The 22,249-nt window shown below is 36.7% G+C and carries 15 protein-coding genes; 1 reads left to right on the top strand and 14 read right to left on the bottom strand.

The features are described from left to right. Positions 1 to 5: 5 nt before the first annotated feature. The 14 genes from ABWU87_RS08275 to ABWU87_RS08210 form a co-directional block, all read right to left on the bottom strand. Positions 6 to 2,279: a glycoside hydrolase family 3 N-terminal domain-containing protein gene (locus ABWU87_RS08275; RefSeq protein ID WP_353329783.1), complete on the bottom strand. Its 2,274-nt coding sequence runs from the start codon at positions 2,277 to 2,279 to the stop codon at positions 6 to 8. 12 nt (positions 2,280 to 2,291) lie between these two features. Then, on the bottom strand, positions 2,292 to 3,674 hold the full coding sequence (locus tag ABWU87_RS08270) for a glucoamylase family protein (protein WP_434533920.1): 1,383 nt from the start codon (positions 3,672 to 3,674) through the stop codon (positions 2,292 to 2,294). Between the two features lie 62 nt (positions 3,675 to 3,736). Then, the gene (locus ABWU87_RS08265; RefSeq protein ID WP_353329781.1) at positions 3,737 to 5,170 is read right to left on the bottom strand and encodes a RagB/SusD family nutrient uptake outer membrane protein; all 1,434 of its coding nucleotides are present in this window, start codon (positions 5,168 to 5,170) and stop codon (positions 3,737 to 3,739) included. 20 nt (positions 5,171 to 5,190) lie between these two features. Then, positions 5,191 to 8,244, bottom strand: coding sequence for a SusC/RagA family TonB-linked outer membrane protein (locus tag ABWU87_RS08260; protein WP_353329779.1), 3,054 nt, complete (start codon positions 8,242 to 8,244; stop codon positions 5,191 to 5,193). 224 nt (positions 8,245 to 8,468) lie between these two features. Continuing rightward, complete coding sequence (locus ABWU87_RS08255; RefSeq protein WP_353329777.1) at positions 8,469 to 11,363, bottom strand: helix-turn-helix and ligand-binding sensor domain-containing protein; 2,895 nt, start codon at positions 11,361 to 11,363, stop codon at positions 8,469 to 8,471. Between the two features lie 252 nt (positions 11,364 to 11,615). Beyond that, a complete protein-coding gene (locus ABWU87_RS08250) occupies positions 11,616 to 12,098 on the bottom strand; it encodes a hypothetical protein (protein WP_353329775.1) in 483 nt (160 codons plus the stop codon). A gap of 47 nt (positions 12,099 to 12,145) precedes the next feature. Beyond that, entirely contained in the window at positions 12,146 to 12,637 is a 492-nt protein-coding gene (locus ABWU87_RS08245; RefSeq protein WP_353329773.1) for a hypothetical protein, read from the bottom strand. A 787-nt stretch (positions 12,638 to 13,424) separates the two neighbouring features. Next, positions 13,425 to 13,871 carry a hypothetical protein gene (locus ABWU87_RS08240; protein ID WP_353329771.1) on the bottom strand — a complete coding sequence of 149 codons (447 nt, stop codon included), beginning with the start codon at positions 13,869 to 13,871 and terminating at the stop codon, positions 13,425 to 13,427. Positions 13,872 to 13,943: 72 nt separating this feature from the next. Beyond that, entirely contained in the window at positions 13,944 to 15,029 is a 1,086-nt protein-coding gene (locus tag ABWU87_RS08235) for a DUF6340 family protein (protein WP_353329769.1), read from the bottom strand. Between the two features lie 165 nt (positions 15,030 to 15,194). Further along, positions 15,195 to 17,333 (bottom strand): peptidylprolyl isomerase, encoded by a 2,139-nt coding sequence (locus tag ABWU87_RS08230; protein WP_353329767.1) that lies wholly within the window; start codon positions 17,331 to 17,333, stop codon positions 15,195 to 15,197. A gap of 109 nt (positions 17,334 to 17,442) precedes the next feature. Further along, entirely contained in the window at positions 17,443 to 18,702 is a 1,260-nt protein-coding gene (locus tag ABWU87_RS08225; RefSeq protein ID WP_353329765.1) for a hemolysin family protein, read from the bottom strand. Between the two features lie 5 nt (positions 18,703 to 18,707). Next, positions 18,708 to 19,322 (bottom strand): LPS export ABC transporter periplasmic protein LptC, encoded by a 615-nt coding sequence (lptC, locus tag ABWU87_RS08220; RefSeq protein WP_353329763.1) that lies wholly within the window; start codon positions 19,320 to 19,322, stop codon positions 18,708 to 18,710. Between the two features lie 12 nt (positions 19,323 to 19,334). Beyond that, positions 19,335 to 20,612 (bottom strand): hypothetical protein, encoded by a 1,278-nt coding sequence (locus ABWU87_RS08215; protein ID WP_353329761.1) that lies wholly within the window; start codon positions 20,610 to 20,612, stop codon positions 19,335 to 19,337. Further along, positions 20,599 to 21,330: a type III pantothenate kinase gene (locus ABWU87_RS08210; protein WP_353329759.1), complete on the bottom strand. Its 732-nt coding sequence runs from the start codon at positions 21,328 to 21,330 to the stop codon at positions 20,599 to 20,601. Before ABWU87_RS08210 ends, ABWU87_RS08215 begins: the two co-directional genes overlap by 14 nt. 129 nt (positions 21,331 to 21,459) lie before the next feature. Here ABWU87_RS08210 and ABWU87_RS08205 point away from each other — a divergent pair, with 129 nt between their 5' ends. Continuing rightward, on the top strand, positions 21,460 to 22,233 hold the full coding sequence (locus ABWU87_RS08205; RefSeq protein WP_353329757.1) for an exosortase/archaeosortase family protein: 774 nt from the start codon (positions 21,460 to 21,462) through the stop codon (positions 22,231 to 22,233). The last annotated feature ends 16 nt before the right edge of the window (positions 22,234 to 22,249 follow it).

Here is a 22,249-nt window from a genome sequence, read left to right as displayed (position 1 = left end):
CTTTTTTATTTCAAAGTAAATGATGCCTCGTTTGATTCGTCTGCCGAGCTTTGTCCAATCCACAGTTTGAAATCACCTGGTTCAGCTTTCTTTTTCATATCTAATCCATAGAAGGCCAAATCATCTGTAGTAATTGTGAAGCTAACTTGCTTTTTTTCTCCGGCTTTTAATGCTACTTTGACAAATCCTTTAAGTTCTTTAACCGGGCGAGTTACGCTTCCTACTAAATCGCGAACATAAAGCTGAACAACACTCTCACCATCCCTTTTACCTGTATTTTGTACATCAGCTGTAACAACAAGTTTATCATTCATGGTTATTACTGGTTTATTCAATTTTACATTGTCAATATGAAAAGTAGTATAGCTCAATCCGAAACCGAAAGGATAGAGTGGTGAATTTGGTGAATCGATATATTTTGATTTGTAATCTTCATCAGGGTGTTGTGATGAAAGAGGACGTCCTGTATTTTTATGATTATAGTATATTGGTAACTGACCAACACTTCTTGGAAAAGACATTACCAATCGGCCAGAAGGGTTATAATCGCCAGAAATAACATCAGCCAATCCATTGCCAGATTGTGTACCAAGGAACCAGGCTTCCATGATAGCATCCATATTTTGATCTTCCCAAGAAAGATCAAGAGGACGTCCGCTCATGACGATCAATCCTATAGGTTTACCGGTCTTTTTAAGAGCTTTCAACACTTCTATCTGAGCTTCCGGTAACTGTATATTAGATCGTGAAGCAGCTTCCCCCGACCAATTATAGTCTTCACCCATAACAGCAAGTACTACATCTGCCTTAGAAGCGGTCTCCACAGCTGCAGTAATTTTATTCTGATCAGTATCTGTTATGTTACAGCCTTCTGCATCGATAAATTTTATAGCTGTGCCCTTATATTTCTCTAGTAAGGCATCAAAAAGAGATACACTTTTGTTGCGGTCTCCAAGGCCAGCCCATTCACCATTCAGGTTAATTCTATCTTTTACGAAGGGACCTATTAATGCAACGGTAAGAGCTTTTTCTTTGTCTATCGGAAAAACATCTTTGTCATTTTTCAATAATACAATAGATTGTGCTGAAGTCTGGCGCGCTGTTTCCATAAATGCAGGACGCATCTGTGTATCTTTTGAACGTTGTTCATCTAAGTAACGGAAAGGATCGTCAAATAATCCAAGAATAAATTTCATTTCAAGAATGTGGCGAACCGCATTGTCAATTGTTGCTATTGATACCTTACCTTCAGCAACCGATTTTTTCATATATTTAATAAATACGGCGCCTGTCATATCCATGTCGATACCAGCATTTACTGCCAGTTCACCAGCTTGTTTCTCGTCTTTGGCAACGCCATGAGCAACCAGCTCATTAATTCCGGTATAGTCTGTTACAACAAAGCCTTTAAATCCCCATTCTTTACGCAAAATATCCGTCATAAGAAAATGACTGGCAGTACTTGGTACTCCTCCAATTTCATTAAACGAGGCCATATAAGTAGCTACTCCTGCTTTTTGTGCTGCTTCGTAAGGGGGTAAATAAAAGTTTCTTAATGTATTTTCTGAAAGCTCGGCTGAGTTATAATCTTTACCTGATTCTGCTGCCCCATAAGCTGCGAAATGCTTACAGCAAGCTAGTACTGTATTCAGATTGCGCAATGAGCGCCAGTCTTTACCTCCCTGAAATCCTTCTACACGAGCTTTAGCTATTAAACTTCCTAAATACGGATCTTCACCTGCACCTTCCATCACACGTCCCCAACGGGCATCACGCGCAATATCAACCATCGGGGCAAATGTCCAGTTGATACCATCAGAAGCAGCTTCCTGTGCAGCAATCGCAGCCGTTTGTTTCATTAGGTTCAGGTTCCAGGAACACGCTTCTGCCAGCGGTATCGGGAAAATAGTATTATAACCATGAATTACATCAAGTCCAAATAAAATAGGGATATGTAATCTTGATGATTCAATTGCCATTTTTTGTAACTGGCGCACTCCATTAACCTTAGAAGCATTAAAGACACTTCCAACTAGTCCCTGTTTTAGATATGGCATAAAATCATCTGCCATAACCGGACCTGTTATTCCCCAATTACATGAGAACTGAGTCATCTGACCAATCTTTTCATCCAGAGTCATCAACTTTAGTAACGAATCAACTCTGTATTCAATGTGCTTATCACCACTAAAACTTTTCCATCTTGCTTCAGTCGGCTTAATTGCCGCTGAAAGAGACAATACAGATAAGCATGCTATTACAAAAAATATTCTCTTCATACCTTAAGTATATCAATAATTAAAACCTAATTTTTTTAGTCCATCCTGCACTTCCGGACAACTCATAAAGAGTTTCCATAGTAAACCACTTCTATAATTTTCAATCATTGGTGCTATAGTGCATTGATCAATGGCCAGATAGCGCTTTGGATACCAGTTTTCACCAATACTAAATGCATCAAAAAAGCCATATTGCCCCCATAATTTATCACCTAACTGGAAATAAAAATATTTCAGCGCACGCATTGACTCTTCCGGCGTATATGGAAAACTCGAAAGTGCAGCTGTAGGTGTAATTACTCCTTTATCATTATTCATAGGCATATGTGCTTCATAACCTGTAACTGAATAACTAGCAGTTAGTCCCCAGCAGGAATCTGAGTATCCCTTAAATGATTTGGGGTTAGCCACACAATACATATAATTAGTCAGAGCATGGTTACGAGTAACATTCCAGTAATCAGTATATTGATCTTTCAAACCCTTCGGGTTTAAACCAATATAGGAATAATGTGCCCAAAAAAGAGGGCCGCCATACTGTTCGGCTCCATTGTGTTTCACTTCGAGCGGTATTCCATACGGTGCAGCATTACTTACGATACCTCCGTTCCTGGCCCATCCTTCATGATAAGCTGAAGCTGGAATGGGATATGTTGGAGATGAGGCTCCAAGAATGTAAGCTATCAGACATTCATTGTATCCTTGTAAAGGGAAATTCATTTCCCAGCCATAATTGGGAGACCAATGCCAATAAAGAACATTTTGATCATGTAAGTACCAATTATACTCCATTTGCCTCCAAATAACATCAATTTTCTCGGCAAGCTGTTTCTCTTCAGTATTTCCATTTCTAAAATATTGTCTTACGCAAAGCAGTCCTTCCATTAAAAAAGAACTCTCAACTAGATCTCCTCCATCATCTTTCTGACCAAATGGTTTAACTTTTCCTGTATTGCCATATATCCAGTGAGGCCACATGCCATGAAAGCGATCTGCTTTTGCAAGGAAATCGACTATTTTGGTAAGATGCAATACACCTGCATGACGAGGAATAAATCCACGATCAATTCCTACTAGCAAACCAGCTATGCCAAAACCACTCCCTCCTGTTGTTACTACATTTTGATCATTTAAAGGATATACACCATCAAGATGAATTCGCTCTGGAGCCATCCCCGAGATAGGTTCAGCACCTTTCCATAAGTAATTGATATGAGCTTTTTGAATGTAATCTAAAAAAACACTATCCGATTGGAATGATGACTGACGATTGCCCTTTAAAGTAGTATTCGGATCACTCACTGAGCTGGCACAGCTGCAAAAGAGTTGCTCACTTAAGAATAACAGTAGGATGACAACCTGAAGTTTTTTTATATTCACGAGTCTTATATTAATAAATTAGTAGAAAAACATACGACGAGGCAAATTATCAATCCTCGTCGTATAATTATAATTCTCTATTTCAGATTAGGATTCAAATCAATCTGATTTTGAGGGATTGGATAATATTCTGCTCCTGCAGGTAATTTCCCTGTTCTTAGCAAATCATAGAAACGATCACCCCATTCCATTGCAAATTCTGCTCTACGTTCATCAAGGATTTGATCAACTGTTGCATTTGTCAAAGAAGACAATTTTGCCCTTTGCCGAACTAAGTTCAAAGGAGAATCTCCATTTTGCCCCAATCTTACCTTTGCTTCAGCATTCATCAATAAAACATCTGCATATCTGAATACACGGATGTTATTATTCATGCCATAGTCGGTTCTACCCGGTGTCATCTGGCTAGAAGGCGTATATGCCTTACCATTATAACAGTCTGGCTCACCTGGTTGTCCGGGATTAATCCAATCGCCCGAAGGTGTATATGCATTGGTATACATAAATGTTGTTTTTGCGCGAACGCTATCATTTCTGGCAGTAAGAAAATCACGAATGCTTTGAGAAGGTGTCATAAAACCCCATCCCTGAATAAAGCCTGTACCACTACGAGGTCCCTGAAAAGCAAACCATGCATCCGATGTCACCGATTGACCACTTGCAGTTCCGAAATCAGTAAATTGCAGTTCAAATAATGATTCATTCGATAGTTTTCCAGGTATTTTAAACAACTGATAAAAATCACTGTAAAGATTAAACTTATTTGAATTTATGATCTGGTCTGTGGTAGAAAGCACAAGATTATAATCTCCATCCAGTAGTGCTAGCTTTGCTTTCAACATCAGAGCCGAATATTTTGTAACAGCTCCTGGATTCACATTCTGATTTGGACGTTCATCCGGCAGATTAGAAACACAAAAGTCCATCTCTGACTGAATAAACTTATGTACATCTTCCTTCGATGATTTAGTTAAATTCAATTGCTGATTATCAATTAAAAGTGGAGCTGCACCCCATAGTTGGGTAATGCGATAAAATGCATAGCCACGTAAGAAACGAATCTCAGCGCTATATTTAGCTAATTTATTTTTATCTGCATCAGTTTTTGCATTCTCTCCATATTTATCGAGTGAGTTTAAAGCGGCATTTGCTGTTGAAACTATGTTATATAGTCCTTCCCAGCTTGAATTTAAAGCCCAATAGCTCTGTATTTTATCATACTTGAATTCTTTGCAATACTGGAACTCAATCTGGTCGTTAGGGTTTGATCCTTTGTTTGCATCATCACCACGCACCACCATTAATCCTAATTCTCCCCAAAAAGACAATTTCAAGTTTGCAACAGCGTAAACTCCCGAGACAGGTTTGTACATATCGGTAAGATTTGTATAATCAACAGTGCTTGCTTCAACACTATTTTCAGGAAGTCTATCAATAAAATCATTGCAGCTTACCAATGTTGCAGATGCTAACAAAAGCAGCCAAATCTGTTTTCTGAAATTATATTTCATTTCTGTGTATTTTTTAAAGGTTAATAAGTGATTCTTAATCCAACTGTATAAGTTGCAGCCAACGGATAAACCTGATCATCAAAACCAATGCCTCCTACTTCCGGAGTAAATCCGTTTGATTTAAATGATGTAAAAGGTCTTTCGGCTGTTAAGCTCAAACGAATGGTAGGCATCTCAAAACTGTTGATCATTAATTTGCTGAATGTATAAGCAGCCTGGACATTCTGAATACGGAAATACGAACCATCTTCTACATAGAATGAATTGAATTTTGAAATATTCCATGGATTAATAGTACCTGCGGCCGAAGGATATTTATTTGTTGACCCTTCGCCAGTCCAACGATTCTTTACCATATCTTGGTCATAATTGATATCACTCTGCCATCTTCTGTTGCCTCTTTTCCTATTTACGATTTCATTACCGCTTACACCAGATATCGCAACTGAAAAATCAAACTTTTTGTAACTAAGGCCAAGATTCACACCATATGTGAATGAAGGGATGTATGATCCTAAAATAACACGATCATTATCATCAATCTTCTTATCACCATTGATGTCTTGATATTTAAAGTCGCCAGGTTTCAATCCATTAGCAACAGCAATAGGATCATTAGCTATTTCCTGAGCATTCTGATAAACACCAATTACTTTATGACCATAGTAAGCATTCATCTGCTCTCCGACTTTAGATATAGTACGGAACTCTGCTGTTCCACCATACAGATAAGGAAGTCCATTCAAACTCTTTACTTCGTTGTGCAGAGTCGTTATATTTGCACCTATATAATAAGTGAAATCTTTACCAATTTTATCCTGCCAATTAAGAGATAACTCAAATCCTGAATTCAGTATTTCACCATTATTACCTAGTAAATTTCCTGCGCCCATAGGTAGCGGAGCATTAATTACTGCTTTCTTGGTGAGTCTGTGATAGTAATCGGCATCAATAGTTAAACGATTTTTTAATAAAGTACCATTCATACCTAAATTCAATTCATGCACAACTTCCCATTTCAACCAGCTGAAATACACCAGATTTGTATATCCTGGAATTACACCTGTTCCAAATACTCCGGATGTTCCCAGATTTTGAGTTACGGATGCAAATCCATCACTTGGTTGAACTTTATCATTTCCTAACATACCCCAGCTTGCTCTCAGTTTTAGATAATCGAACACATGCTGATTTTTCATAAAATTCTCTTCAGACATTGTCCATGCTACGCCAACAGATGGGAAATATCCCCATTTTTGCTGATATTTAGAGCTACCGTCAGCACGCATCGTTGCAGTAAGGAAATACTTATCAGCATAGTTATATGCAACACGTCCAAAATACGAAAGTCCCTTGTAAGTTGTTCCAGCATCTCCTGTTGTAGCTCCATCTGCATCACCCTGACTTAAATAATAATATTCTTCATGTCCACCAGGTACATCAGAAGCTTGCCCCCAAAGATTTCGGTAATTATCACTACGCATAGACTGACCAACTAATGCTGTCAAGTTATGTTTTCCAAAAGAATCCTGATAAGTTAACGTATTATCCAGAATCCAGTTTCTATAGTAATTTGTGTACTTTTTTAGCAACGAAGTTGTATTATGTTGACTACCGCTGACATAATATGATGGAGTATAATTACGTCCTAGTGCAAAAGAGATATCCTGACTATATGCTGTTCTTAATTTCAGTTTGTTTTTAGGGAGTAAATAGAACTCAGCATAGAAGCTAGGAAGTATCTGTATGGTCTGGCTTTTCTGATCATTATAGTAAGCCATCGCTACAGGATTGCCAAAATAGGTTGAAAGTCCAATCTGGCTAGGAGATGCAAACTTTACAGGAAAAGCAGCAGTATTATTGTCATCATAAACGGGGAAAATAGGAGGGGCTACATAAGCACTAGCCCAAGCTGAGTTATTTGGATCAAATTTTGTTGCATCACTTAATACGATATTAGCTCCTAATTTCATCCAGCTGTATGGATTATAATCAGCTTTCGTACGAATATTGAAACGCTCGTACTGATTTTTTACATCCATAATACCTTCTTGTTTCAGGTAATTCAATCCGATAGAATAAGCTGTTTTGTCATTCCCTCCAGAAATGTCCAGACTATGATTCTGAATCATTGCTGTTCTTAAAATTTCTTTGTACCAATCCGTGCTTGTACTTGGCATTGATGTGGCAGCATTTCCTCCATAAAGTCTAACTGAATTATCCAACACAGCCTTATCTGTTATTCCACCTTTTTCTAACTGCATGGTTGCATATTCTTCCGAATTAGCCATTTTAACCTTATTCGTAGCTTTTTGATAACCATAATAGCCATCATATGTAATAACCGGTTTAGTATTTAAGCTACCTTTTCTAGTTGTTACAATGACAACGCCATTTGCAGCACGTACGCCATAAATTGCTGCAGCCGAAGCATCTTTTAAAATAGAGATATCCTGGATATCTGAATTATTTAAGAAATTAATGTTGTCATAGAACATTCCATCTACAACGTATAATGGTTTTACCGGTTCAGTAGTTCCGTCACTCTTCACAATACCAAATGAACCAATGCCTCGGATATGTACTTCAGGACCTGCACCGGGTGACCCTGAATTGATTATTTGAACCCCGGCCACTGCACCTTGTAATGCACTCATCGGAGATGTTGAGGCATGTTTAATTATATCCTCAGCTTTTACAACGGCAATGGGAGCTGTAAGGTCTTTTGCTTTTGCAGTACCATAACCTATTACAACAACTTCATTTAATTGCTGTGCGCCTTCAGTTAAATAAACATCAATTTTAGTTCTTCCGTTTACTTTTTCTTCTACGGAATTCATTCCAATGTAAGTAATAATCAACGTTGCGTTGGCTGGAACATTATTCAAGGAATATTCACCATTAGTATCACTAACAGTTCCATTTGATGTGCCCTGAACTTTTACACTTGCTCCAATAACAGGTAAGTTTGTAGCTTTTTCAAATACTACTCCACTTATGCGTAGCTTTTGCTGGGCAAATATAGACGCTGCAGACATAAGCAGACTCAATAAAATAATAAATTTTAATTTCATAGTTCTGAATTTAATTGATTAACGATCGTTGCGTTTAAATCTTGATACGAAACAAAAGTATACACAGGAGTTAATAAACACAAAGAAGACTCCCCAACTCTACTACTTCATTAAAAGTGATAGGAAAAATGAGGTATCTTTTTACTACTACAAAGAATAATTTAATTCTGTTAAATACTTATTTAACAAAGAATTAAGTCTTTTGTTCTTTCTAAATAAAAATTTTACTTGAATTCAATCATGAAGTCTATGAGATTCTTCTCAGAAGGTATATCCAACTTTTTTCTTAATCTGTAGCGAGCTACTTCTACCCCACGAACCGATATATTTAATAGATGCGCTATGTCCTTGGTAGAAAGATTTAATCTTAAATATGCGCACAGTTTTAAATCATTAGGAGTAATATCCGGGTATCTTAATTTTAAATTACGGAAAAAGTTTTCATGTATGCGGTCAAAGTTTGATTGAAATATTTCCCAATCACCTTCAGAACTTATATTTTCTTCTATCAGAGTTATCAGTTTATTGTAATATTTATTTGGATATTGATTACCGAAGGCTTTTTTCTGTTCAGTTAATTCATCTTTCAATACCTGCAATACTTTGTTTTTATTAATGATTGACATTGTTGAACTAGCCATCTCCTTACTTTTGTGTAATAGTTCAGCTTCTAGTTTTTCATTTCTAAGTTGAATAATATTTTTTTCTTGCCTTTCTTTTTCTTCTATCAATAAGTGTTCCTGTTCTTTCTGCATTTTATACTTATTGCGTTCTATCGTATTGTCTATATATCTTTTTATATAATAGATCATTCCTACGATCAATAATGTATAAATTATAAATGCAGTGGTACTAGCATAAAATGGCGGATCAATTACAAATGAATATGAATGTTGAGCGAGTTCCTTTCCATCAGAAGAAAAAGCTTTAATTTCAAATTTGTAAGAGCCATACGGTAATCTATAAAAATCGATATAGGACTGTTTTGTTGGTTCTGACCATTTATTATCAAGTCCTGTAAGTCTATATTTAAAATAGTTCTTTTTATCAGTAAAGTCTGGGAAAGCAACATCAAATGATATCCTGTTGTTCTTTATAAAAGGAACATGAAAAGGTTTAGAAGTGTTTAATGGCATATGCCAAATACCTTTCTCACCATCGTGCTCAACATTAATCGAATTTAGAAATAATCGGAAATGATTTTTTGTCAATATTCTTTTGTTGGGCGAATATAATGCTAATGCATTCTCCATGCAGAACAGATAAGTATTGTCATTGATTACTGCAATATTCTCATTTTGCTCAAGTACCTTACTATTCAAAAGAGAGAAAGGTATTCTTTTCAAAAAAGTTAATTTGTCACCAGAATAACTTACTAATGCACATTCGTCATCTTTAATCAGCCAATATTTGTCTTTACCTACCGATATTATCTTATGCAGACTCCTGTATTCTCCTAACTGGTTATTTAGTTTCTGAAACGGAATGATAGAGTCAGTCAAATCATCATACGTATAAACCTTTCGTCCATTGGCAAAAACAATTCGCCCGTTAAATTTAAAAACGTTTATCTTTGAAATATCAGATGATTTATCCAGGCTATAATATGTTTTCACAGATTTTATCTGTTGAAGGCTATTGTCTAGTTTTATACGGTAAAGTCCTCTTTCTATATGACTAGCCCAAAGATTCATATTCTGATCAACCTCAATATATCTGATGGGGTTTATAAAGCCTTTGATTTCCCTTAAGAAGTTCCACTTGCCAGATGAGTCCTTTTTATATAAGACAAGTGAGGTGTATGTTCCCTGAATCAGATATTGATTCCCTTCATATTCAAATCGTTTTATACATGCCCCTCCTGATACATTTATAAGTTTGGTCGCTTTTAGATTGTCAATCCTGAATGTTTGATCATTGTGTCCGCAAATCAACTGATTGTCTATGAGAGAAAGATCCCATATCTGCCCACTTGTTCCTGTAATTAGATTTACATTTCCTCCTTGCTGGAAGTTATAATAATAGAGTCCCTGATTTGTTCCTAAAAACAAGTAAGGAGAACGGTATACAGCCGAATAGACCGAGCCTATTTTTTGAAACTGATTAGAAGAAAAACGTAACCCGCTATTCATATAAATCAATGAAATGCCATTATCCAATGCAGCCCATAAATTACCCGAAGAGTCACAGGAAAGTCCTAAAACCGTGTTGTTCTGCAATCCTGATTCATGATTTATTTTCCATATCAGTTGCTGATTCGAATTAAACGCATAAATGCCATTATGGATAGTACCTATTATTATTAAGGAATCACGGGTAATAATTGTTCTGTTGATCACTGCTGAACACAATTCTGTATCGTAATTTTTAAGCCACTTTGACAATTTACCATGTTGGTAAAGATATACTCCTGATGAAACTGTCGCAATCAGTGTTTTATTATTCCCTAAGTAAACAGAAGAGATAATATCTGAATTATTAACATTGGCATTTTGAATAAGCATTTTAAACTTAAAGCCGTTGTATGAATATAATCCTTTTTTTGATACGCCTGAATAAATTTCGTTTCCTACAGAATTGAATAATAGAGGGTTAAATGGCAAATTATATCCTTTAACTCCCACCTTATCGTAAGAAAAGAAAGACGAAAAGCTTTGAAATATTAATTTGTTTTTCAGCTTTGTAATGCTCCAGATGTCATCATTATGGAACCTAAATTTTTTTAGACTCTTTGATAATGATATATATTTCAATTCCCCATAAAGATCTTTTTCCCAATAACCAAACTCTTCAAATGCTCCACAATAAATCCGTCCGTCGGAATCCGCATAAAGCGACCTTATCCTTGATTTGGAAGGAAGAGTGTGTAATTTCCACTTTTTTCCATCAAAAGATAGCATACCTTGGTTGTTTGCAAAATACATAATCCCATCATTCCCCTGGGTTATACTCCAGTTTTGAGATCCACCTGTATAGTTACCTCTCGAAAAATTCTGAATATATGGCAAGTTAATCTGAGAAAAAGAAATAACTGAAACACATAATAATAATGTAATAATTAAACCTCTTTTGTGTTTTAGTAAAATATCAATAGGATACTTTATATATAGATGAATCATTTGTGTTTTTCTTTTAATATTGAGTTGAGAGTAAACTATTTGTTAACCAATACAAATATATATATAAAAGCACAAATTGTGGCGGGTACCCATTAAAAAAGGTTCATACGATAATACGTAGTCACGATATGATTAAAGCTGGCATTTACAGTATTTGTTCAATGTAAATCAAATACATCGTCAATTTCAGTTCATTGTAACACGTTTTTTGGCGTCAGACATCAAGAGTATCGAGATTTTTTGATAAACTTTTCATTTCGAACACTCTTTTATAAGCTTTTTCCCCAATATTGTATCTTTGGGGAGGAACTTTCCTTCCATGTATAATTTCGCAAGTTCTCGCTTTGAATTTTTATCACCTAAAGCTGCTCCTTTCTTTAGATATTCGATCATGAACGTTCTCAGTTCTTTATCAAAAAAATCTTTCTTTTCCAGAATTTCGATATGCCTTAGTTCATAATACACATCATAATAAGCCGGCGGATATTGGCATTTATTTGCTGTAAGAAATGAATAATAAATCAGTTCTCCTTCATATGGCTCCGATTTGTAGGCTTTTTTAAGCTTGTTGTATGCAAGTGTATCACCTTTTCTTGCAGCTTTTTTAAATGTTTCAATTGCAGGCGTTTTTTCTATGTACGACGTAATTATTCTGTCCTTTTCATAGTAGCGGTAGCAGAATATGAAAGTAAAGATTATAATTCCAGCATTGATGATATAAAATATTGTTTTCATAAATAATTAGCTTTTCAATCTTTATGTTTGGTTATCTAAAAGTTGTTTTAATATCCACTGGTATTTATCAGCTTTTGCCCTAAAACTGTGTCTTTCGGAACATATTTCCCTTCCATATATAACTGACCGAGATCAAATTTGGATTGATGATGATTTAGTGCCGCCCCTTTCTTTAAATATTCAATCATTAAGGTTTTTGCTTCTTTGTCTAATCTTATTTCTTGTCTATGCTCTGCAGAGCTTAAAAGTGAATAAATATCAAAATAGGCCTGCCTGTCATGAACCTTGTTAGCCATTAAAAAAGAATAGACCAATATTTCATTTGACTCCAACTCATTCAAATAAGCATAACGCAGTTCGTTATAGACTGATTTATCATTATTCTCTACAACAATTTTCTTTAGCTGCCCTATGGGGCGTGTGTCATTTATGGATGAAACCTCAAACCAATTATACCGTTCATAAAAGTGATTGCATACAATTGTCATAATCGTAATATTGACAATCGTTATTATAAAATACCTCTTTTTCATTTGCATAGTTCTTGATTTTAGGTTTTTCTGTTTATTTATTTGGAGTAATGACAATGACTTTATATCCGAAATATTTTTATTCTTATCAACAATCGCATTTAATCAAATGTATCATGAATGTTAGTTGGCTGATAATTATTTAGAACCGTATCCTATCTGACAAATATAATAATTTTTACTATATTATTGCTATCTAACTAATACATTCTGTGCTTATTTAATTTATTGAATTAAGAAGTAATTCAACGATTCAAAGGCCGAATCTGAGTATTATTTCTATAAAGAGGTGGCACAGGTGGCACTAAAAATGAGTGTTTTACGGTTTCAGAAAATGAAAAATGAAAAATCTTCAGAAATACTTTTTTTGGATTTGCGATTTACGGAAAGGTAAAAGAGATGTTTTGTCTGCCACCTGTGCCACCCATTGTTCTGTATTTGCCACATTGTCAGTATGATACATTTTTTGGTAATAAGTTGTAGTTGTATTATTCTTTGTTCATGATGAACTAACCAAGACAACAAGGAATACTAAACCAAACAAAGTCAATGGTTATCCCAATCTTGTACATCTTTCGCCCCAATCATGTACATGATTGAACTCAATCTTGTACATGATTACCCCCTAATCTTGTACATGATTGGACTAATATGTCTCGATGTTTGTAATAAACTGATTCCAGTTGACTATAATTGCCGGTTGTGAATTGGTTACTTCTGCCTTTTGAGGTATTAAAAAAGGGTATATCATTTTTTCGATACACCCTATTCTCTAAATATCATGTTATATTTAAAATCAGCTTTCAAGCAGTTTTTTCAAGAACTCGTCCAATTCTTCGTCTAGTCCTTTGAGAAGCTCATCGTTTACCAGCATGGTTTCGTCGTCCATCAGCATTAGGTCGGTAATTGTCTCTTTCTCTTCATCAAGCAAAACGAAAGAATAGGGTTTCAATAAGATAAGTTTGTCGAAAGCTCCTTCTTCTTTAAGTTTGCAAAGAATGGCATGAAGTATACGTTCCACGTTTGGATAAAATTCCTCTTTTTCATAGTCAACCCACTCTTCAATGATAACCTTGGCCAACTCTTCTTCGTCATCATTGTAGATGCATAATTCACCTGAGTCTTGACGAGGTAGTAAATGAATATCCGTAACCACGGTTTGTTCGTCATTACCGATAAATTGGCTGAGTGCCTCTTTAATGGCCGATTCGATCAGAGAATTTGATTGTGCACTTAATTTCATATAGAAAAAATTTTATCTTAAACGTATTTTAGTCAAAAGTACAAAAAAAAATTATTCTCTGTATAGAATGCCTTAAAAATTGTCATTAAAACGCTTCATTTGCAGGTTTAATGTGGGTAGGTCTGTTTTTCTTTCATTCAAAATAAGTATATAATGAGAGATAAGCATGTAATCTTCGGAAAATTTATGGGTGTATGATTCCTGATTTGGTTTCTTATCAAGTCCCTCTTTCTTTATTACAATTTTTTGTGCTTTCTCTACCCATTCAAGCGCTTTGTCAATATCGTCGTGCATTTCGTAATACAATGCAATGTTGAAAGCCGCCCTCATTTTGGTCTTTTCGTGTTTGCTTTCGTAGGCTTTCATCCATAACTGCAGAGCATCGTCCCAGGAATCTTCACGAACAAAGACACTTGCGTCACGCAGTTCCACAGAACCGCTTGAATAGTATTGGCGGTATGTACTATTCCAACTTGGCAATATATATTTAGCAGGAATCTCGCCGGCAAAGTCTGAAGCTTCCTGAATTTGTTGCTTCTCTTTGATTAATCTTCTTTTTGCCTCTTCGAATGACTGCCCATATTCATCCCAGAAAATTTCATCTTCGGGCGAAACGGTTACGATAGGAGTGGACCTTGTAGGAGAATATATCTTTATAACCGGTGATACTTTAGCGTCAACAATTATATGGAAGAGACCATTCTCGTATATGGCTCTTTGATCTGTTTTGATATTAATATCTTCTACCGAGAGAAGCATATCGACACCCAAATCGCCTGTTAGTTCTTTAACCTCATCCTGCGACAATTCCCTTTTTATTTTCAGTTTATCGTCTTTCCGTAGAGCGGAGTCGCAGATAAGAACCTGGTCAAAATAGTTGGCTGCGGCAACATTCTGTGCTAACGATTCTGCCATTGTAGAAGCATCGCCCTGAAAAGTGGATTCGGACCGGTTGATAACATTTATGCTGTCTTCTTTATTGATTACGGATTTCCGGTTATCGGTCACAACATTGTTGACAATCGCTACCCGCCTGACTTCTGTTGGAAAAATTATTTTAGCCGATTGCAGATAATCAATATCCACCTGGTCAATAGTTGCGCAGGAACTAATCATCAGCGTGAAAAGCAGGGGAAATATAAAGCGATATTTTGCCATAGTCCTTCTATACTTAACTTGAATGATGTAACAAAAGTACTATTTTATTCTACAAATAAAAGTGAAAGGGCTGAAAATTTTTTATATAAGGCGAATAGGGGGTAGTAGCAATAAAAAAGGCGGGAACCGAAGTTTCCGCCTTTTAAAATTGATAATATCTTTTTATTAGAAGAATAGGTATCTATTATCCTTAACTTTGGCTTTAATATAAAGATCGTTTACGAATCTGCTGGCAGCTCTCATTGCCATACCTTGAACTTTTAGTTCTTCCTCTTTCTGGTTGTATACTTCTTTCAGCTTTTCTTTGCTATAAGGCTGGAATACGAATACTGCTGCATTACCTTTTACAGGTGCACTTAATTTATTAAGAGGAGCAATAGACGCATAAGCACTTAAAACAGGTTCGCTGCTTCTTACTGAAGCAACATAAGCTGGAGCTGCAAATGAAACGTGTTTAACAGAATCTGTCACCACATTAGGAATTGTTTTGCATTGTGCAAAGCTCGTCAGGTTCTTAGCTTTGATATCAGCCATAATCTTTTCAGCTTTCTTGTCTCTGATAAGTTCTGCTTTCAATTGATCTTTAACCAGCTCAAGCGGACGGTATCCCTCTTTTACGATGCCTGTAACAGCAATTACCAATAAGTGGTTGTTGTCACCGCATTCAAACATCTGAGAAACATCACCTTCTTTTGCACCGAATACCCATCTCATGGCTTCGCGTGTTCCCTTGATGCCACCAATTACGTGCTCAGCACTGAACAGGTCGTTTCTTTCAAGCAGTTTGTATCCTTTAGCTTCGGCATTTGCATTGATTTTTTCCAATGTAGGATTAGCTGCAATGAATGAGCTGAAGTCGTTGTAGATCTTGTTGTATGTCTCTTTACTGAAGTTTACAGTTTTCTTGATAACCGCAGCTTTATATTTGTCCTTCACCGCTTTCTTGTCAACCACCTGCATAATAACGTTTGCCTGAGGAAGTGATAAGTTGGCTGTTTCGTTTACTCCAAGATTGAACAATGTAGAGAATAGTTTTACATTGTTTTCATCTAAAGTTGCACCTTCGTATGCCTGAGATGTAATCCATTGTGGCTCAGCATTACCTGAATACTTTTTAGCTAGTTCGGCAAAGTCGGCACCACCTTTAAGTGCATTGTATACGCTGTCTGCCAAAGATTTTGTCTTTTCGGGAGTTGCAGCAGCAATCTGAATCTGACGGAACTGAATAGAGTCGGCAGCTGATTGTTTTGCTAACACCTTGAATGAATTGAAAGTGTTGTCTTGCTGGTTGTAGTAAGGTCCGTAAATCTGACCGATTGATGCAGAGTCGATACGGGCAGCAATGTCAGCAGGGAATGCTTTCTTTGTGTAGAACAGGTCAACAAAAGGAACTTCTGATTCCGAGTTACGTACGAAAGTAGTAAAGTCGGCTGTAGTACCTGCAAGTTGCTTGGTATATTCGGTAACTTCTTTTTCAACTTCAGCTCTGTCGGTCTTGCTGGCAACAACAGGAACATCGATGTATTTGATGTTACGTGACTCAACAAATTGTTTGAACTGCTCTTTTTTCTTATTGTACAGATCCTTCAATTCTGAATCGGAAACCTTGATGGTTGAGTCGGAGATTGAAGTGTAAGGTATAGCTGCAACCAAATAGTCGGCAGTGTTTACTCTTGCTTCGAAAGCTGCTTTAGCTTCAATCGGATTCGAAATCAGTGAACGTGAAATCAGGTTCTGATATTTTTCAGCCAGGCGGCTTTGTGTAAGACTCTTTTCTACGAATGTCCAGAATTTGAACATTTTGTCATAGTACTCAGAATATTGTGGAGGCATCTTGGTTTTGTCCATCTTAGAATAGTCAACCAAGAACTTTTTCAACATATCTTTATCAAATTGACCAGTCTGCTGGTTTCTAAATGGAGTTTGCTGAAGTATAGGATTGGTTCCTTCGTCAATGATTGCCTGAATTTCGGCTTTTGAAACAGTAAGACCTAATTTCTTAGCTTCGTTTTCAATCAGTTTGTTGTTTACGTAGTTTCTCCAGACTTCGTCTTTAATTTGTGTTGTTTGTTCATCAGTCAAAGCACTCATGCCAGATGTAAATTTGATCACTTCGGTATACTCTTCTACCAGTTTTTGATAATCTTGTGCAGAAAGAGATTCTCCGTCAACTTCACCCACTTCGGTTTTCTGATGCGGCTGGAGAATCTTCCAGGCATCACCGGCGATGAAGGCAAACAGAGCAAGACCAATTACTATAACCAATAGAGGTCCTTTAGATCTGATTTTTTGTAATGTTGCCATTTTAATTAATACTTTTTATTTGTTTATTATTTATTTTTTTAGATATGTTTAGCGCACGAAGATACAAAAAATGCTAATATGCATCTATTTATTCGCAAAAAAAAACGAATCAATCTATTACTTTCAACTTAACTAGCTCTATTTTAGTTGTTGTGCGTTTTATGATTTTAAATTCAAAGTGTCCTATTTTGACTATTTCATGCAATTTGGGGAAACTTTGATAATGATTCAGAATCAATCCGCCCACTGTCATATACTCATCCGATTCGGGTAATTCCAGATCGAACATTTCGTTAACCTTTTCAATTTCTAATCGTGCCGAAAGGAGGTATTCGTTATCTTGAGTCTGTCGGGCAATGTAAGAAGTTGTGTCGTGTTCGTCTTCTATTTCTCCAAAAATTTCTTCCACCAAGTCTTCCAAAGATACAATTCCGGTTGTGCCGCCAAATTCATCTACCACCACAGCCAATGTCTTTTTCTGCTGCATGAAAAGTTTCATCAGCTTGTTGGCTCCCATAGTCTCGGGTACAATAGGAATTTCCTGAATGTTACCCTTCCAGTTGTCGGCATTGCGAAACAGCTCCGAGGAGTGTATATAACCAACAATATTATCTATATTATCTTGATAAACAATTATCTTCGAAATGCCCGATTCAATGAATCTGGCTTTCAGTTCTTCGAGCCCTGCGTTTATTTCAACAGCTACGACCTCCGGGCGGGGAACGATACAGTCTCTTATCTTAACAGAAGAGAAATCGAGCGCATTTTGGAATATCTTTACTTCAGGTTCTACCTCTTCAGAATTGTCTGATTTCTTAATACTTGACTGGATAAAATAATCAAGTTCAACTTTTCCGAACGCTGTGCCTTGCTCTTCCTTGTTGATTCTTATCCCAAAAAGTTTCAAGATGAGGTAAGAAAGCACAGAGTATGTCTTTGATACCGGGTAGAGGAGGATGTAAAAAAGGAATAATGGAATAGCAAACAGAGTAAGAGCCGTATTAGCGTTCTGTTTGAAAATAGTTTTGGGAATTAATTCGGCACTGACTAGTAAAAACAAGCCTGCAATGATTATCTCTAAAAGAATCGTAATAAGTGGATATGCTGAAAGTCCGCTAAGCAGATACTCTTCTGCAAACTGGGCAATAAGCAGGGCGCTGGTTACAAGTGATGCAATATAGCCTACAAGGATTGTGGAGACAAGATCATTTGAATGATTGAAAAAATATGAGTGGATGCGATATGTAATGCTCTTTTCACTTTTATTCATTTTCAGACGTAGCTTATCTGCAGCAATAAAAGCAATCTCCATTCCCGAAAAAAAAGCGGAAAATAGTATTGCGATTAGTATGTAGATTATAAGGTGCATGGCTATTAGTGTTTAGTAGTATCCGGAGGAGCTATTTTTCTATCGTCGATAGGCAAGGCACCGGAAGTTTTATGAATCTTATAAACAGTCATTTCCTGATTGGACTCAAAGCCATATCCGTTTATCGTTCTTCCTGATTTCTTTATGCTTATATATTTGCTTGAATAGACCTTGTTCTGCATTTGATCCCAGAAAAGCTGCTCTGTGCTAAACCGGTCTCCCTGGAGATTTTTAATCAATACATGCCCCCTTAGTTCCCATAACTTCTTCTTATCATAATAGTATGCTGTATCAGCTTTTATACTAGCTTCAACATGATAGGTAGTATCGAACTTTTCTAGATAAAGACCTTTTTCGAAAGACCAGTAGGAGGGTTCCTTTTTGTCGAATATCATCCACTCTTTTGTCTTGATCCGATAACGGGTTATTCCTGAATCGGAAATCAGAGTTGTGACATCAAGCGACTTCATGAAAGGCAATGAATCTCGTTTCTGGATTGCTGCTGCCAAGGGTCGTTTCTTTTCTGTACAAGAAGGAAATAGCACAAGCATAGCTATTGCCCAGCAGGAAATGGCTATGCTTGTTTGTATAAAGAAAAATTTTCTAAAAATATGTGACATAAAAAAGTTTTGTTACTCAACTTTCCATTTAGCAAACCAACGTTCATTAAAGGTGATACCAATGCTAAGTTTTAGATAATTCTCGTCAACCATATTGGGAGTTCTTGCCTTTACCTTAACGTATTGGCCAGAGATGCTTAATATTGACCTGCTGCTGAATACCGGTAATCCAAACCCTGCACTGACTCCGTATTCTCTAGCTCCTTTTGCCCATGTAGTGCTGCTGTTTGTCCCTTCGGCCACCTTAATATATGGGTCCGAGTAATAGGCTCCCACACGATATTTAACCCGGTTAAAGTAATTTCTGTTGAAAGGATTGGGAACATACTCCGCACCAATTGAGTATTTGGAACGGTTGCACAAACTCTTTTCACCCAGGAAGCTGGCATTTCCCCATTTCTGAAGAGAATAGTCAAAACCAACAGTTAATCGGTTATTATACGTATAGGCTAAACCAGCCCCAAAACAATCAGGAAGATCAAAACCATTTGCCAATTGGGTAGTATCACTCACGGAAGTAGTACGTATCATTGTGGCATCGGCATTAAGTGAGTGTCCCGGAGTATAAACAACTCCCAAGGTCAGAGCACTTTTTTTACTAAGGTATTTTGTATATTGTAATCCAAGATCCAGTTTATAATCTCTTACTCTGATTTCGCTTATTTCGCTGTAAGGAGTAACATTTGTATTGTCGGGGAAAGTAATGCTCAAGGTACGGTCCACTGAACCAAAAAGATAGGAAACATTAGCTCCGAAAGATAAACCTTTGAAAGGTATGTATCCGGCACCTACAAAGAATTGATGTAAACCACCTTCTCCCGATGAGCTATACTTGGCACTTACATTATTATCTGGATTATCAGGATCATTAACTTTATTGGTTGTCCCGAAGTTATATCCAACGTTGGAGAACGGCAAGAAACCTGCCGTCATAGCTAATTTTCTGCTGATACGGAACTGCATGGCAAGATAGTCGAGGCTGGAGTTTTTCGCATTAACTTTAGTAGTCTTGTCACTAATGTTCATGTTCTGGAGGGTAATTCCACCATCGAACAGGAATGTCAGTGAATCGATTGCTGTGTACGATGCCGGGTTGGAGGCGTTTATCTGGAAACCGTCACGAAGACCGTAACCTACTCCTCCCATTGCTTTGTTCTTTCCGAAGGATTGATCAGACAATAGTCCGAAACCGTAACGAGTGTAAGGCGAGTTTGTATTGTTCTGTGCCACTGAAATTCCAGTGAGCGTTGAGAGCAAGAGTGCTCCCATAATCTTCTTATATCCTACCATTATTATAGTTTAATATTCTGTTTAAACCTTTTAATACTAAAAATTTATCTGCAAATATGAGATTTTTTAAGCTTGTTTCAAAAAGAAATCCATCTCCCCCCGTTAAAAAAACCAAAAGATCGGGATAGTTTTTCTGAAAAAAGTCAATATAGCCTTTTATTTCATATTCAATTCCTTTCATAACTCCTTCGCGGATGGCTGTGTCAGTATCTATTCCCAACGGAACGCGGTTGCCTTCTTCACTAAGCAGCGGAAGTTTGTTCGTAAATGTATGCAATGCTTTGAACCTCATACTTTTTCCGGGTGAGATGTTTCCACCCAGATATTGACCGTGTGCATTTATAAAATCGAAAGTAATAGCTGTTCCGGCATCGATAACCAGAAGATTTCTTCCGGGATAAATTTCGCTTGCCCCGATTATTGCAGCCAACCGATCGCACCCTAGTGTTTCAGGTGTGTGATAAAGGTTTTCTATTGGTATCGGAGTAGTGGCATTAAGTAGGATAACTGAGAATGGAAAAGCTTCGAGCTGTTCTGTTACTTTTTTTGTTAAACTGATAACAGAGGCCACGATCCCTTGCCTTACGGGAAAACGTTCGAGGATTTCCGGCAGGCAGTCGAGCGACTGATTAGAGCTACGAAAGACTTCTACTATAGTATTGTCTTTGAATATCGCAACTTTAGCTGTTGTATTTCCGATATCTATTACTAAGTTCACTTGCTTCTTTTGAATTTGCAAAGTAAGCCAAAAAAAACAGAACAATTGCATTAATTTTCTATCAAATAACCAAAAAAAAATGATTTAGTCCCGATTAACAAGAAATAAGCTTATTTTTGCACGCGAATAATGAGAAACATGAATGCAAAATCGGTTGAACGGTTATTGAACTGGAAAAGAAAATTGTTCCCTTTTCGCAGATTGATGATTTTTGTGGCAGTTGTTATTGCGGCACACCTGAGTTGGAAATTGTTTTTTCACACCGGGATCGATAATCAGAGCAATGGAAAAACACTGCAGGAAACTAAAGAACCTTTTGCCCATTCTGTGATTAAAGAGAAAATATGGTTGGCTTTAGGAGCTGGAGAGATTAACCGGCAGAATAAAGAGAGTCAGTTTATCTGTTTTCTAAACAAGGATCTCACTCCCTTTTTTGTGAATTGGGCAGAAAAAACAACAGTATTATGTCATCGATTGGTGAATGTCGTTTCTGGTGATTCTATTTTTCTGAAACATAAAAATATCCAAGTGGGGGATGGGCAAAGAAAAGTCTCCACAGTTCTTACTTATAATACCTCTTCGGCTGGTGTTAACGTAATTTGGGGGTGTACTGGTGTAAAACAAATATATATTTTCTTTCTGGTAATTCTTTTCAGCAAAGGAATATGGTGGAAGCGCCTCTCTTTCTTCGTTCCAGGAGCTTTGTTGCTTCTGTTATTCAATATCGTTCGTATAGGTACGATTGTGTGGTGCTTAGGAGTTTATCCGCAGAGTTTTGGTTTTCTGCACGACAGTTTATTTAAATATTTGTTTTATGGACTGATATTCATGTTATGGTTGGCATGGGAGGAAAAATTATCAGATTATAATTGGGGTAGTAATAGAGTAAAATATGGAGTTTAAGTGTTTTTTTCTTAAA

The organism is Bacteroides sedimenti (assembly GCF_040365225.1).
Classification (GTDB): domain Bacteria; phylum Bacteroidota; class Bacteroidia; order Bacteroidales; family Bacteroidaceae; genus Bacteroides; species Bacteroides sedimenti.
This window is presented reverse-complemented; position numbering and strand designations above follow the sequence as displayed.

Bases quoted from the DNA above. Each gene is read 5' to 3' on its own strand.
- ABWU87_RS08275 (WP_353329783.1), bottom strand. From the start codon at position 2,279: ATGAAGAGAATATTTTTTGTAATAGCATGCTTATCTGTATTGTCTCTT.
- ABWU87_RS08265 (WP_353329781.1), bottom strand. From the start codon at position 5,170: ATGAAATATAATTTCAGAAAACAGATTTGGCTGCTTTTGTTAGCATCT.
- ABWU87_RS08260 (WP_353329779.1), bottom strand. From the start codon at position 8,244: ATGAAATTAAAATTTATTATTTTATTGAGTCTGCTTATGTCTGCAGCG.
- ABWU87_RS08255 (WP_353329777.1), bottom strand. From the start codon at position 11,363: ATGATTCATCTATATATAAAGTATCCTATTGATATTTTACTAAAACAC.
- ABWU87_RS08250 (WP_353329775.1), bottom strand. From the start codon at position 12,098: ATGAAAACAATATTTTATATCATCAATGCTGGAATTATAATCTTTACT.
- ABWU87_RS08245 (WP_353329773.1), bottom strand. From the start codon at position 12,637: ATGCAAATGAAAAAGAGGTATTTTATAATAACGATTGTCAATATTACG.
- ABWU87_RS08240 (WP_353329771.1), bottom strand. From the start codon at position 13,871: ATGAAATTAAGTGCACAATCAAATTCTCTGATCGAATCGGCCATTAAA.
- ABWU87_RS08235 (WP_353329769.1), bottom strand. From the start codon at position 15,029: ATGGCAAAATATCGCTTTATATTTCCCCTGCTTTTCACGCTGATGATT.
- ABWU87_RS08230 (WP_353329767.1), bottom strand. From the start codon at position 17,333: ATGGCAACATTACAAAAAATCAGATCTAAAGGACCTCTATTGGTTATA.
- ABWU87_RS08225 (WP_353329765.1), bottom strand. From the start codon at position 18,702: ATGCACCTTATAATCTACATACTAATCGCAATACTATTTTCCGCTTTT.
- lptC (WP_353329763.1), bottom strand. From the start codon at position 19,322: ATGTCACATATTTTTAGAAAATTTTTCTTTATACAAACAAGCATAGCC.
- ABWU87_RS08215 (WP_353329761.1), bottom strand. From the start codon at position 20,612: ATGGTAGGATATAAGAAGATTATGGGAGCACTCTTGCTCTCAACGCTC.
- ABWU87_RS08205 (WP_353329757.1), top strand. From the start codon at position 21,460: ATGAGAAACATGAATGCAAAATCGGTTGAACGGTTATTGAACTGGAAA.